At 30.2% G+C, this 14,259-nt stretch carries 12 protein-coding genes; 8 read left to right on the top strand and 4 right to left on the bottom strand.

All coding sequences use genetic code 11. From position 1 onward, the window contains the following. Window positions 1–126: 126 nt before the first annotated feature. The 6 genes from menA to ACJDUH_RS17775 all read left to right on the top strand — a co-directional run bounded on the left by menA (window position 127) and on the right by ACJDUH_RS17775 (window position 8,376). Window positions 127–1,080: a 1,4-dihydroxy-2-naphthoate polyprenyltransferase gene (gene menA, locus ACJDUH_RS17800; protein WP_406766564.1), complete on the top strand. Its 954-nt coding sequence runs from the start codon at window positions 127–129 to the stop codon at window positions 1,078–1,080. Between the two features lie 103 nt (window positions 1,081–1,183). Continuing rightward, a complete protein-coding gene (locus ACJDUH_RS17795) occupies window positions 1,184–2,752 on the top strand; it encodes a DEAD/DEAH box helicase (RefSeq protein ID WP_406766563.1) in 1,569 nt (522 codons plus the stop codon). Window positions 2,753–2,808: 56 nt separating this feature from the next. Then, a complete protein-coding gene (locus ACJDUH_RS17790; protein WP_406766562.1) occupies window positions 2,809–4,245 on the top strand; it encodes an MDR family MFS transporter in 1,437 nt (478 codons plus the stop codon). A gap of 368 nt (window positions 4,246–4,613) precedes the next feature. Further along, window positions 4,614–6,881, top strand: coding sequence for an ATP-dependent Clp protease ATP-binding subunit (locus ACJDUH_RS17785; protein WP_406766561.1), 2,268 nt, complete (start codon window positions 4,614–4,616; stop codon window positions 6,879–6,881). 15 nt (window positions 6,882–6,896) lie between these two features. After that, window positions 6,897–7,721 carry an adenosylmethionine decarboxylase gene (gene speD, locus ACJDUH_RS17780; protein WP_406766560.1) on the top strand — a complete coding sequence of 275 codons (825 nt, stop codon included), beginning with the start codon at window positions 6,897–6,899 and terminating at the stop codon, window positions 7,719–7,721. 190 nt (window positions 7,722–7,911) lie between these two features. Then, entirely contained in the window at window positions 7,912–8,376 is a 465-nt protein-coding gene (locus tag ACJDUH_RS17775) for a CPBP family intramembrane glutamic endopeptidase (RefSeq protein WP_406766559.1), read from the top strand. A 6-nt stretch (window positions 8,377–8,382) separates the two neighbouring features. Here ACJDUH_RS17775 and ACJDUH_RS17770 read toward each other — a convergent pair whose 3' ends face one another. Next, window positions 8,383–8,949: an accessory gene regulator B family protein gene (locus ACJDUH_RS17770; RefSeq protein WP_406766701.1), complete on the bottom strand. Its 567-nt coding sequence runs from the start codon at window positions 8,947–8,949 to the stop codon at window positions 8,383–8,385. A 192-nt stretch (window positions 8,950–9,141) separates the two neighbouring features. Between ACJDUH_RS17770 and ACJDUH_RS17765 the strand changes: the two genes are divergently transcribed. Next, window positions 9,142–9,882 (top strand): LytR/AlgR family response regulator transcription factor, encoded by a 741-nt coding sequence (locus tag ACJDUH_RS17765; RefSeq protein WP_406766558.1) that lies wholly within the window; start codon window positions 9,142–9,144, stop codon window positions 9,880–9,882. A 26-nt stretch (window positions 9,883–9,908) separates the two neighbouring features. After that, window positions 9,909–11,219: a sensor histidine kinase gene (locus ACJDUH_RS17760; RefSeq protein ID WP_406766557.1), complete on the top strand. Its 1,311-nt coding sequence runs from the start codon at window positions 9,909–9,911 to the stop codon at window positions 11,217–11,219. A 27-nt stretch (window positions 11,220–11,246) separates the two neighbouring features. Here ACJDUH_RS17760 and ACJDUH_RS17755 read toward each other — a convergent pair whose 3' ends face one another. The 3 genes from ACJDUH_RS17755 to ACJDUH_RS17745 form a co-directional block, all read right to left on the bottom strand. Continuing rightward, a complete protein-coding gene (locus ACJDUH_RS17755; protein ID WP_406766556.1) occupies window positions 11,247–11,387 on the bottom strand; it encodes an AgrD family cyclic lactone autoinducer peptide in 141 nt (46 codons plus the stop codon). Between the two features lie 867 nt (window positions 11,388–12,254). Continuing rightward, window positions 12,255–13,472 carry a sensor histidine kinase gene (locus ACJDUH_RS17750; protein ID WP_406766555.1) on the bottom strand — a complete coding sequence of 406 codons (1,218 nt, stop codon included), beginning with the start codon at window positions 13,470–13,472 and terminating at the stop codon, window positions 12,255–12,257. Then, window positions 13,456–14,148, bottom strand: a complete 693-nt coding sequence (locus ACJDUH_RS17745; protein ID WP_406766554.1) for a response regulator transcription factor — start codon at window positions 14,146–14,148, stop codon at window positions 13,456–13,458. Before ACJDUH_RS17745 ends, ACJDUH_RS17750 begins: the two co-directional genes overlap by 17 nt. Window positions 14,149–14,259: the final 111 nt, after the last annotated feature.

Below are 14,259 nucleotides of genomic sequence, written 5' to 3'. Positions count from 1 at the left end.
AACCATAAATTTGTGATTTGTCAAATTTGCAAGTTATCTCTCTTTAAAATTTCAAAAAAATGATTATAATTATATATGAATGCAAGCAAAAACATTCAACACACGCTGTAACATGGAGGAAAAATAATGAATTTAAAAAGCTTTTTAAAATATGTTGAAATACAGACGAAGGTTGCTAGTGTTATGCCTTTCATTCTAGGAACACTCTATGCTTTTTATAGATTTAATAGTTTTAAAGCTTCAACCTTTATTATTATGTTTATTTCACTAATTACCTTTGATATGACTACTACTGCAATAAATAATTATATAGATTTTAAGAAGGCAAATAAGAAAGAAGGTTATGGCTATGAGGAACATAATGCTTTAGTCAAAGACGGTATAAAGGAAAGCACTGCTGTAGCAATAATAATTATTTTGTTAGCTATTTCCATATGCTTTGGTATAATTCTTACAATAAAGACTAATACTGTGGTTCTTCTCATAGGAGTACTTTCTTTTTTTATTGGGATATTTTATACCTTTGGGCCGGTTCCGATATCACGAATGCCTTTGGGAGAAGCATTCTCAGGATTTTTTATGGGTTTTATTATTCTTTTTCTAGCAGTTTACATTCAAGTGTTTGATAAAAACATAGTTTCCATAGCCTATGCTAATAATATATTAAGTCTCAGTTTAAATATTATAGAAATTTTATTAATTTTTATTGTCTCTATACCAACAATAGGTGGTATAGCTAATATCATGCTTGCAAATAATATTTGTGATGTGGAAGATGATATAGTAAACAATCGGTTTACACTTCCGTATTACATAGGCAGGAAAAATGCACTTAATTTATTTGCATTTTTATATTATATAGGCTACGCGGCAATAATTATTAGCGTAATTTTAAAGGTACTTCCTGCTGCATCCTTGTTAGTAATTATTACTTTAATGCCTGTTTATAAAAATATTAAAATCTTTAGCAATAATCCTGTAAAAGGAGAGACCTTTGTATTTGCAGTAAAAAATCTTTTGATTATAAACTTATCTCATATTTTCATTTTAACAGTAACTATTATGTATAAGATATTTTAAAAAGTCCTTTTCTTTTTTAAATAACTGTAGTATAATAAAAGCTTGTGTGTTAATAAACAACATAATAGGATGGAACGCTTGGCGTTTGAAAGAAGGAAAATTAATGGAAGATATAAAATTTAGTAATTTAGGTTTAAGTGAAAAGGTACTTAAGAGTATAGATGATATGGGCTTTGAAGAGCCTTCAATGATACAGGCAGAAATAATACCAGTTCTACTTGAAGGGTTTGACGCAATAGGTCAGGCTCAAACAGGGACAGGAAAAACTCTTGCTTTTGGAGCTCCAATATTAAGCAAGTTTGAGAGAAGCGGAAAAATTAATACCATAGTACTTACTCCTACTAGAGAATTAGCAATTCAAGTTAATGATGAATTGGCAAGAATAGCAAAATATACCAGAGTTAAGCTTCTGCCAGTTTATGGTGGTCAGCCTATCGAAAGACAGATAAGAGCACTTAAAAACGGAATAGACATTGTAGTAGGTACTCCAGGTAGAGTTTTAGATCTACTAAGGAGAAACCTAATTGACTTAACAGAAATTAAATTTTTAGTCTTAGATGAAGCAGATGAAATGCTAAATATGGGCTTTATTGATGATATTGAGGAAATAATCAAAAACACCAATAGCGATCGACAAACTATGTTATTCTCTGCTACTATGCCTGATGAGATTAAGAAGCTTTCAAAGAGATACATGAAGGATGATAGAAAGCATATCTCCATAGTTAAAAATACTATGACTGTTTCAACAGTAAGTCAGTATTATTATGAAGTAAAACAAAAGGATAGATTTGAATCCTTCTGCAGAATACTTGATGTTGATGAGCCATCCTCTGCAATTATCTTCTGCAAAACTAAAAAAGGTGTGGATGAGCTAGTAGAAGCTATGCAGGCAAGAGGATACAGCGTTGAAGGTATGCACGGGGATATGAACCAAAATAACAGACTTAATACTTTAAGAAAGTTTAAGGAAGGCAATATTGAATTTTTAGTTGCAACAGATGTAGCAGCAAGAGGAATAGATGTAGAAAATGTTTCCCATGTAATAAACTATGATCTTCCTCAGGATATAGAATCCTATGTTCACAGAATAGGAAGGACAGGAAGAGCAAACAGAGAAGGTATTGCTTATTCCATAGTTACTCCAAGGGAATATATGACTTTAAAACAAATCGAAAAGGTCACCAAGAGTAAAATAAAAAGAAAAGAAATTCCTACTGTTGACGATATATTTCATGCAAAATTTAAAAATATATCCAGCAGAGTACAGGAAACTCTTGAAGGTGAAGAATATAAGAGATTTGCATCCTTAGCTGCCGAACTTGATGACGAATATAATTTAGTAGATGTTGCAGCAGCGCTTATGAATATACTTTACAACAAGGAAGTTAGCTATGATTATACTGAAAATGCTATAGGTACTGAAGCAAGTAATATAAGGCTATTCCTTACAGTTGGCAGAATTGATAATATTAATCCAAAGTCATTATTACAATTCTTTAAGGACATGGCTAATGTAGATAGAGAGGAAATAGGAAACATAGATATACTTGAAAAGTTTACCTTTGCAGATGTTTCTGAAAGAGTAGTAGATACTATAATTAAACAATGTACAGGTAAAAGACTTGGCGGCAGAAGGGTTAAAATTGAAGTTTCAAGGCCTAGAAAGTAATTCTTACAGCAATATGGGAAGCTAATTAAGCTTCCTTATTTTTTATTGGAGGGTATATGGACAAGCGAAGGAGAAATATTGTATTAGCTATTATGGTAGCAATGTTTTTAGCAGCCTTTGAGGGTACTGTTGTTACAACGGCAATGCCTACAATAGCAAAATCCCTGAAGGGCTTTGAATATATAAGCTGGATTTTTTCAGCATATCTCTTAACTTCCGCTATTTCAACGCCTATTTATGGCAAGCTTGCAGATTTGTATGGAAGAAAGCACACAATATGTGTTGGTATAACAATATTCATAGTTGGAAGTTCACTTTGCGGCTTATCGCAAAATATGTATGAACTTATAGCATTTAGGGCACTACAAGGGTTAGGGGCTGGAGCAATACTTACTCTTACTTATACCATTGTAGGAGATGTTTTTGCCTTAAGTGAAAGGGCAAGGATACAAGGATGGATAGGTACGGTTTGGGGTGTGTCAAGTTTAATTGGACCATTTATTGGCGGCTTTTTAATTGATTTTTTATCCTGGCATTGGATATTTTTTATAAATGTTCCTTTTGGAATATTATCTATAATTCTTATACAGAAAAATCTTAATGAAAATTTTGCGAAGTTAAAACATAAAATAGACATACTAGGCACACTTATGATGACTATAGCAATAATAAGTTTTCTATTTGGAGTATTAGAAAATTCCTCAAGCTTTTTCACATATGCATGTTTTGCGATTTCCATTGCAACATTGATAATCTTCTATTTTATAGAAAAGAAAGCTTCCGAGCCAATTATACCTTTAAGTATATTTAATATAAATACTTCAATTGTGAATTTAATAGCTTTTTTAGTATCAGGTATACTAATAGGAATCCAAGGCTATATGCCTATGTATATTCAAACTGTTTTAGGGTATAGGGCAACAATTTCAGGACTAACTATGGCTCCAATGTCTTTAGCTTGGTTTTTAACTGCCTTCATTTTATCAAAGGCAATACCAAAGTTTGGAGAGAAAATGGTGATTTTAGCAGCCACAGGAACATTGATTTTAAGCAGCATACTGCTGTCTACCTTAAATGTAAGCTCATCAATATATGTTCTTTCAATTTTCATGTTTATAATGGGATTTGGCTTTGGTGGGCTTTTCAATGCGGTTACCTTAATTGTTCAGTCTTCTGTGGGCTATAATATGAGAGGAGCTGCAGTAGCTGCTAATACATTAGTTAGAACTTTGGGACAGACCATTGCTGTAAGTATCTTTGGCAGTGTGTTAAATAATAAAATAGTAAATTATTTTTATCACCTTGGATTTATTAATGTTGATACAAACAACTTGTATTCTCCTGTAAATTTAAATAAGGGAATAACAACCATGCAAATAAAGACCGCAATTAATACTGGTATTCACAGCATTTTTGCTATAACCATTGTTATTTGTGCAGTTTGCTTGATATTAATCTTTATACTGCCCAAAAAATTTGAAGAAGTTCATTAATTAGTAAATAAGTTTTAAATTAACAGTATTTCCAGGGAAATAAGATAACTTAATAATTTCTCTGCTGTAAAAATATATGAGATTCAAATTCTTCTTATTGACTTTTAATTGGCGCTATGAAATATCTAGGAGAAATATTAAAAGATGATGGAGTAATTTGAGTTAAAAAAGAATATAATAGTTTTATAACCCTGTACTTACGTATGCAGGGTTATTTTATAATACAAATAGATTTTAAATAATAAATATTTGTAAATTTAACACTATTATATATTTTATAGTGGATAATTTATTAAAAACATTTATAATATAAGATAGCTTATTATTTTTTGAAAATCATTTTTGTGGTATTAATGGAGATGTGAATTATGAAATTATGTTCAATATGTAATAAAAATATAGCTACAATATTTACTTCAAAAATAAGTGAGGGAAAAACTGAAACCATTGGAGTTTGTTTACCTTGTGCTAAAAAAATGGGGCTTCCAGTTATAGATCAGTTAATGGCACAAACTGGAATGAGCCCAGAAGAAGTAGAAAATCTATCAGAGCAGATGAATGATATGCTTAAGGATGTTAACATGGATGACTTAAGTAATAATGATATGTTTATGAATTTAATGAATGGCTCTTTCCCAGAACCTATGAATATTGATAAGGAAGAAGGGAAAAAATCAGATTTAAGGGCTATGGATAAAGCAAAGGAAAAAGAGAAAGATGCAAAGAAAAAACCCAAGAGAAAATATCTTGACACCTATGGAACTAATCTAATTGACAAGGCACTAGAAAACAAAGTGGATAAGGTTATCGGAAGAAATAGAGAAATAGATAGGGTAATTCAAATTTTAAACAGAAGAACTAAGAATAACCCTATTTTAATAGGCGAACCAGGTGTTGGTAAAACTGCCATAGCTGAAGGGCTTGCAGTGAGAATTGCAGAAAAGGAAGTTCCTGCTAAGCTTTTTGATGCAGAGGTATATCTTCTTGATTTAACTGCTGTTGTTGCAGGTACCCAATTTAGAGGGCAGTTTGAAGGAAGAATGAAGTCCATTATAGATGAGGCTAAAGAAAATGGCAATATAATTTTAGTTATAGATGAAATTCATAATATTATAGGTGCTGGAGAAGCCCAAGGCGGTGCCATGAATGCTGCAAATATTTTAAAGCCTGCACTAGCCCGTGGAGAGATACAAGTTATTGGGGCTACTACTTTGGAGGAATACAGAAAGCATATTGAAAAGGATAGTGCTTTAGAGAGAAGGTTCCAGCCTGTAATTGTAGAAGAGCCCACTGTAGAAGACACTATAGAAATATTAAAGGGTATAAGACATTACTATGAAGAGTACCACATGGTGCATATATCCGATGAAGTTATTATAGCAGCTGCAAACCTTTCTGAAAGATATATTACTGATAGATATTTACCTGATAAAGCAATAGATGTTATAGATGAGGCCAGTTCCAGAGCAAATTTAAAGAACAAGGGACTTGTTGAACTTAAGGCTATTAAGGAAGAACTGCAGGCTGTGGTTGATAAAATAAATACTGCATCAACAAATAATGATTATGAGAAGGCTGCACAATATAAGGTTGAGGAATGCAGACTACAGGAGAAGGTTGCTAAGCTGGAAAAGGAATGCAGCGATGTATATTTAACTATAGAAGATATAGCTTATGTAATTGAAGCTTGGACGAAAATACCTGTTAAGAGCTTGACTGAAGAAGAAACAGAGAAACTAATACACCTGGAAAACAGGCTTCATAATAGAGTTATAGGTCAAAATGAAGCAATAACCAGCTTAGCTAGAACAATAAGAAGAAACAGGCTTGGCTTTAGAAAGAAGAAGAAACCATCCTCCTTTATATTTGTTGGTCCTACAGGGGTAGGTAAAACTGAACTTGCAAGGGCTCTAGCGGTTGAGCTCTTTGGAAATGAAGAAGCGTTAATTAGAATAGATATGTCTGAGTATATGGAGAAGCATACTGTGTCAAAGCTAATAGGAGCTCCTCCGGGATATGTTGGTTATGATGAAGGAGGACAGCTTACAGAAAAGGTTAGAAGAAAACCTTATTCTGTAATACTTATGGATGAAATAGAAAAAGCTCATCCAGATGTATTTAATATGCTGCTGCAAATTCTAGAGGATGGAAGACTTACAGATAGTCAAGGCAGAACTGTATATTTTGAAAACACAGTTATAATAATGACTTCAAATGCTGGAACTAACTTTAAAAATTCAGGTATTGGGTTTACACAGGATAATTATAATGCATTAGAAAATAAAGTAAGGGAAGCTTTAAAGGAGTTCTTTAGGCCTGAATTTTTAAATAGAGTAGATGATACCATTGTATTCAAAGCTCTTACAAAGGAAGAACTTCATAAGATTATTGACTTAATGCTTAATGAGGTAAAGGAAGAAGTAAGAGAAAAGCATATAACCTTAGAGGTTAAAGAAGAAGTAAAAGACTTCATATTAGATAAGGGTTATGATGAAAAGTATGGCGCAAGGCCGTTAAGAAGAACTATTCAAAAATATATAGAGGATGAAATTGCAGAGGACTATCTTCATAAGAAAATTCAAGATGGTTCAAAGGTAACAGCAGTATTAGAAGAAGGAAAGGTTGTTTTGCGTTAGAATTGAGGGATGAAATTGAGTAAGTTAACAGAAAAGGAAGATAAATTAAAACTTTATGGTTTTAACAATTTAACAAAAACTTTAAGCTTTAATATCTACGATATTTGTTATACAAAAACAGAAGAGGATAGAAAAAAATACATTGATTATATAGATGAGCAGTATAATTCAGAAAGACTTACTAAGATATTAACAGATGTAACTGAAACAATAGGAGCCAGCGTACTAAACATTGCAAAACAGGATTATGATCCACAAGGAGCCAGTGTAACTCTATTAATTTCCGAGGAAGAGGTACCCTTATATGTGTTAGATCCTTCTTGTAATAGAGGTATATTAACTCCAGCTAGGGAAAGTGTTGTAGCCCACTTAGATAAGAGCCATGTAACAGTGCACTCATATCCAGAAAGCCATCCTCAAAATGATATTAGTACCTTTAGAGTAGATATTGACGTTTCCACCTGTGGAACTATTTCTCCACTAAAGGCTTTAAATTATCTTATAGACAGCTTTGACTCAGATGTTATTACTATTGATTATAGAGTTAGGGGCTTTACTAGAGATATTCATGGCTATAAACATTTTATAGATCATGATATTACTTCTATACAAAATTTTATAGCAAGGGATACCATTGACAGATATAACCTTATAGATATGAATATTTATCAATCCAATATATTTCATACAAAGATGAGAGTAAAAGATATGGATCTGCCTAATTACCTTTTTGAAATAAAGGAAGAAGACTTAAGTGGTGAAGAAAGAGAAGAGATTGTTAAAAAGCTGGATAGAGAAATGACAGAAATATTTTTTGGTATCAATGTTCCCAATATGTAAAACAGATGACATCACAACTTTTATTTAATAGTTGTGGTGTCTTTTATTATGTAAATATTGTAATATATATCTATATATAAGAGAAATATTTCTATATGAAAGGGTGATTAAAATAATTAATAGCATAAAGTTAGAAATTATAGGCATATTAATATATTTATTACTATTCATAATACCAATTATTACATATTTGAAATTCAAGGAAAAAGTCAATCCAATAGCGGCGTTAAAACTTAGTAATAAACCTATAAGAAACATATTAAAAGCTGTTTTAATAAGCCTTGTATATATATTATTGCTTACTATAAAAAATGAGTTCACAGACAGAAAGCCAATTAATTTGAATATAGGGATAATGTGGGTGTCGGTGTTTTTAGTGGGTACTTTTGAAGAAATACCTTTTAGGGGCTTCCTGCTTCAAAAGCTTTGGAAGAAAATAAATTTCGTACAAGCCAATATTGTCACAACTTTATTATTTGTATTAATTCACATACCGGAGTGGATTTATTCTGGAGCAGATATAATTAAATCTTCCTTCACGGTTTCAATAGTGAGTCTTGTGCTTGGATATTTATTTAAGGAGTATGATTCCTTGTGGATACCAATAGTATGTCATTCCATATTTAACTTCACTACTTGGATCGGACTTAAATAGGTGATGTTATTGAAATTTTTCATAATTTTTATAAGGACTTTTAAATAATCTATAAGTAGCTGGTGTTATGAGAAGAGTTTCTATAAATACTGAAAATGTAATTAAATTCACATAAACACTATTATTTATGAACAAAGTTATGAAGTATAAAATTATTACTGCTAAACTTGAATATATTTTTAGCTTTAAACGAACTTTTTTGCTGGTGAGTGGTTTTGCTGCTGTGTCAGCAGGTGCAAATAATAATACAAGACAAAGACTTACTAAAAACAAAAATGCTATATTGAAGTTATTGAGAGTTAACTTAAGACTTAAATATACATTACCAAAAAATATTAGGAAATTTGATATAATACATTTTATACTTGAGGTAGCATGTATACCAGATGCAAAGCCTCTAATAAAACCAAAGCTAATTAATGCAATGAAGGTATACTTTGCTATTCCAATAAGGTATGCGGCTAAAAAGAGAATAATTAATTTTGTGATATTTGCCAGAATAGAATCTATACCATACTTTATTTGTTCTAATTCTGTATCAGACTTATTAAGAGAGCCTTTTATGAAATTCATTAAGTTTTTACTTATAATATCAGAAATATCCATATAAATACCATCCTAAAAATATTAATCTTAGTTGATTTTATAATGTCATATGTTGTAATTAAAGTCAAGAATTAATAGAATATTGGATTAATTTCAAATTAATGCTATAATATAAACAAATTATGTGTTAGAATTTGTTAAAATATGAGGTTGATTTAAATGCTTAGTATTATAATTTGTGAAGATAATGATATACAAAGAAAAGCCATTGAAGCTATCATAAATAAGAAAATACAAGATTCAAATTTGGATTTATTTATTAGCTTGTCAACTAATACCCCTGAAGTGGTAATTGAACATGTGGAAGCCTCTAGAGGAGTTACTTATATTTACTTTTTAGATGTTGAACTTGGTGAATCTATAAATGGTATTGAGCTTGCAAGAAAAATTAGAAGGTTTGATCCTAAAGGCTATATTGTATTTATCACTTCTCATTCAGAATTAACTTTATTAACTTTTCAATATAAAGTACAAGCTATGGATTATATAGTTAAATATGATTCAAAAGATATGCAGGAGAGAATAGCAGAGTGTATTGATGTTGCTTACAATGATTATAAAAATTATAAAATAACGGATGCAAATATGCTTCCTATTAACATAGGAAACAGAATCATTTACTTTAACATGGATGATATTTTATTTTTTGAAACAACTAATAAGGATCATAGAATAAGAATTCATACCTGTGAGGAACAGTTAGAATTCTACGGAACTTTAAAAGATATAGAAAAAATTGTATCAGATTATTATTATAAGCCCCATAGGTCTTATCTGGTAAATACAAAGAAAATAAAAAGTATAGATAAAGATAGGCTAATTATACATATGATTAATGGAGAAGAATGCTATATTGCTTCACGTTATTTGAGAGGACTGTTAAACCTATGTTCCATGTAGTTTTTATTATTCTGTATCCGCTTTTAATGGCGACTATAATAAGTGTAATTATTTTTAATACAATTTTTACAAGGCCCAGCAAAAAAAGTATATTTCTATTTACTATAACTAATTACATTCTTATAGGAATATTTCACTATTTAAATCAGGATAAATTATTATTCCCAATGATTGCTGTTGCTGCTTTTGTATATATTTATTTGGTAATAAGAAAGTTGTATTATTCAATTATTACAGCTATTATTTCTTGCTTAATTTTTATTATAAGTGACGCTGTAGCGGGAGTATTAACCATTTATATTTTAAACTTAAATTATGCTGCATTTGAAAAAAGTGAAAAGGCTTATTTTATTACCGCTGCAGTTATCGTTATAATGGCCTACCTTATAAGTAAGTTAGTTAAATTAATGAGTATCAAATTTCAAATGTATAATAATATATTAAGGGAATATGCAAAAGAGAACTTATTGCTTATTCTATATATTGTTATAGGGATATGTTCCATTTATGCAAACTTAATGATATACAAGCAATTAGCTCCAAATGTTAATAAATTAGTTTTGTTTTTGTATATACTCACTATTATTGCGTTTTTTACTATCGCAGTTGTATTAATTACAATAAGCAATAGAAATATTAAAAACAAGCTGGAAAATCAATTTAAAACTCAGGAATATGAGCAATTAAAAGATTATACAAATATGCTTGAGATTGTTTCAAATGATACTAGAAAGTTTAGACATGATTACTTAAATATACTTAAAACCTTAGGTGACTTTATAGAGGAAGAGGATGTAAAAGGGCTTAAGGAATTTTATAATAAGGAATTAATGCCTGGAAGCAATATAGTTATTGGTGAAAACAAAAATCTAAGTTTACTTCAAAATATAAGGATTATTCCACTAAAGGGACTAATTTCTTCAAAAATTATAGATGCTCAGTCTAATGGAATAAAGACAAGCATAGAAGTTGTTGATGTTATCGATTCACTTTCAATCGGTATTATTGATATTTGTAGAATCATGGGAATAATGTTGGATAATGCAATAGAAGCAACCCTCTGCTGTGAAATTAAAAAGGTAAACCTATCTATAGTACGAAATGATGATAATACTATAATAACCGTTATTAATACTTGTACAAGCAATACTCCACCAGTTCATAAGATTTATGAAAAGAACTTTTCTACAAAAGGTGAAGGAAGAGGAATGGGTTTAAAAATAGTTAAAGAAATAATAAATGAAAAATACAGCAATGTTTTGCTGAATACTAAAATTAAAGATGGTATATTTAAACAAGAAATTAATATTTTTCAACAAGAAAGAACGACAATGTAAAAATTGTCGTTCTTTCTTTATGCCTAATTATTTCTTATATAAGGATTCAGGCATTTTAGGTTCACCAAATAAAAGCACCCAGCACATAGACGTGGATGTTGATGCAATAAACATAGCTATTGCACAGATAATAAGAGAAAGCTGTTTTTTGAAATTTAATTTTTTCATAATTAGAGTTCCTCCTTTATTTTTATTTAGTAAGGCACGCAATATCTTATGTAATAATTTAAATATACCACAAAATTACAGATTTTTTTTATAATATGTCGTGAAATGCATAAAATACGTCGTGAAATGTTGAATAAGTTATTTCACGACTAAATATTGACATTTCACGACATTTAATTGAAAGTAAGTTTAAAGAGATGATAAACTATATTTATATTATCGTTAACCATTTTTTATGCAAATGAGGTGTTATAGTGGGTCAGGTTAGAATTTTAAAATTTGCATCAGTTTATTCTCTTATAATTTTCTTGTTTCAACTTGCTATTTTTGGAACATTTAATGTTTACCTTATAAAAGTTATGATAGTGGCTTTACTATTATGTTTAGTAGCCTGGTTGTTAGGAGATAAAACAAGCTAATAATTAATAAAACTATCGATTTAGATTTTTAAAAGCTATTAATGTGGAAAATATGAATGTTATTAACAAAACAATAAAAAAGATTATCCAGAGCTTTGACTCATAAATATGCTCAATTACTATTAATGATAATATGAAAAACAATAATAATCTAATCATGATACCGCGGAAGCCTTTTTCGTTCATAATGCACAGCTCCATTCTACAATTTAATTAAATTAAAGTAAAAGTTTCTATAATTCGACTATACTATGCACTATTATGAGAAACAATAGATATATCGTAAAATGGCCTTTTTTAGTCGTGAAATGTAGCAAGGGAAAATTTCCCCTTAAGAAAGTGTCAATTTTAATAATTTAGAGATATTCTTTTCTAATGCTAACAAGGTTCCCCCTTTCCATTAAAACAGGCTTAATAGCCCATATGGGTATAAGCCTGTTTTGTTTTGCTATATCGGGATCCTTAAACTTATTTTAGTTCCGTAATGAGGTCTGCTCTGTACCTCTACACTGCCCTTGTGTTTTAAGATAATCCATTTAGCTATTGATAATCCTAAACCGGTGCCACCAGATTCCTTGGTTCTTGATTTATCAGCTCTGTAAAATCTATCAAAAATGTGAGGCAGGTCCTCCTTTGAAATACCAATACCTGTGTCATCAATTTCTATAACTAGACTCCCGCCTTTAGAATATGAATTTAACTTAATATTTCCTCCTTCTGGAGTATATTTTATGCTGTTATCTATAAAAATCCGAAGTGCTTGTTTAAGCAGATTTTTGTCTGCAACTATTTTTAATTGCTCATTTTTTTCATTAATTATATTATGGGTACTATCAATCATTTTTGTTTCTTTAATGACCTCATCTATTACTTCTTTTACTTGAAATTCTGACATTTCTATCTTTTGGGTGTTTTTATCACTACGGGCAAGAAATAGGAGTTGTTCAATTAAATTCTTCATATTTTCAGCTTCAGACTTTATGGCAGTAACTGACTCATCAAGAACCGCCTTATCTTCCTTGCCCCACCTATCTAGAAGATTGGCATAGCCTTGGATTACAGCTATTGGTGTTCTAAGTTCATGGGAAGCATCAGAAACAAATCTGTTTTGTATTTCATAAGAGTCCTGCAATCTATCTAGCATTTGGTTAAAGGTTATTGCCAAATCCTTAAGCTCATCCTTTGAACCACTTATGTTTAATCTAGTATTCATATTCTGAAGTGATATATTTTTAACTGCATCAGTCATTTTTTTAACTGGGAGCAGTAATTTTTTACTCATTTTTGATCCAATCCCCAAAATAATCATAAGAAACAACAAATCAGTTGATAAAATCACCAAAACTATGATACCAATGTAATTATTAACCTCTATAGTATTCTTAGTAAATTCAATATATAATAAGCCCTGGTCCGTTCTTATATTGTCGGCATGTTTTTGAATAAAGTATATAAATCCTGAAACTACTGCTATATTTGATAACAGCAAAAAGAAGGAAAAGATGAAAGCATAGAAGGTAGTAATTTTAAAGCTAATTGAGAATCTCAGTTTATTTATAACATAGTTAAAAAGCTTGGGAACTGCCGCCAAAGTAAATTTTAATATCTTTAAAATTTCTGAAAAGAATAAATTTCGCTCTTTTAAGTTTTTATTTTTCTTTATCATTTTTTATCATATATCCCACCCCTCGAATGGTGTGAATAAACTTTTTATTATATTTATCATCAATCTTACTTCTTAAATATCTAATATAAACATCTACAACATTAGTATCGCCATAGTAATCAAAGTCCCAAACAGCCTCAAGTATTTTATCTCTAGTCAGCACTATATCTTTGTTTTCTATAAGATATTTTAATAGGTCAAATTCTTTTTTAGTTAAATCTATAATATTATTATCATAAGTTACAGTATAGTTTTCTAGATTAATACATAATTTTTCAAGTTCCATGGTTTTGGAATTAATGGGTTCAGTTTTTTTCTTTCTTAGCGCTGTTCTAATTCTGGCCAGAAGCTCTTCTATAGCAAAAGGTTTTGTCATATAATCATTTGCTCCTGTATCCAGCCCCATTACTTTATCCATAATATCATCTTTAGCAGTAAGCATTATGACAGGTACTTCTGAATTTTGCCTAAGCCTTCTTAATACCTCTATTCCATTAAGCGAAGGAAGCATAATATCAAGAATTATTAAATCAAAATTCCCTTCAAGGGCCCTGTTAAGTCCTTCTCTTCCATCATGGCATTGGGAAACTTCATAGCCTTCATATTGGAGCTCCAGCTCAATAAATCTGGCTATTTTTATTTCATCTTCAATTATAAGTATTTTTTGACTAGCCAAGCTCTACCACCACCTTAATCTATAAACATAACTTTAATTATGCAGCAAGAAAAAGAAGGACAAATCTACTAATTATCGCTGCATAAATTAAGTTTACATATTGCTAATTTA

The organism is Candidatus Clostridium radicumherbarum (assembly GCF_045310525.1).
In the GTDB taxonomy this organism is placed as follows: Bacteria; Bacillota; Clostridia; order Clostridiales; family Clostridiaceae; genus Clostridium_AT; species Clostridium_AT radicumherbarum.
The sequence above is the reverse complement of the archived record's forward strand: the minus strand, read 5'-3'. Positions and strand labels throughout refer to the sequence as shown.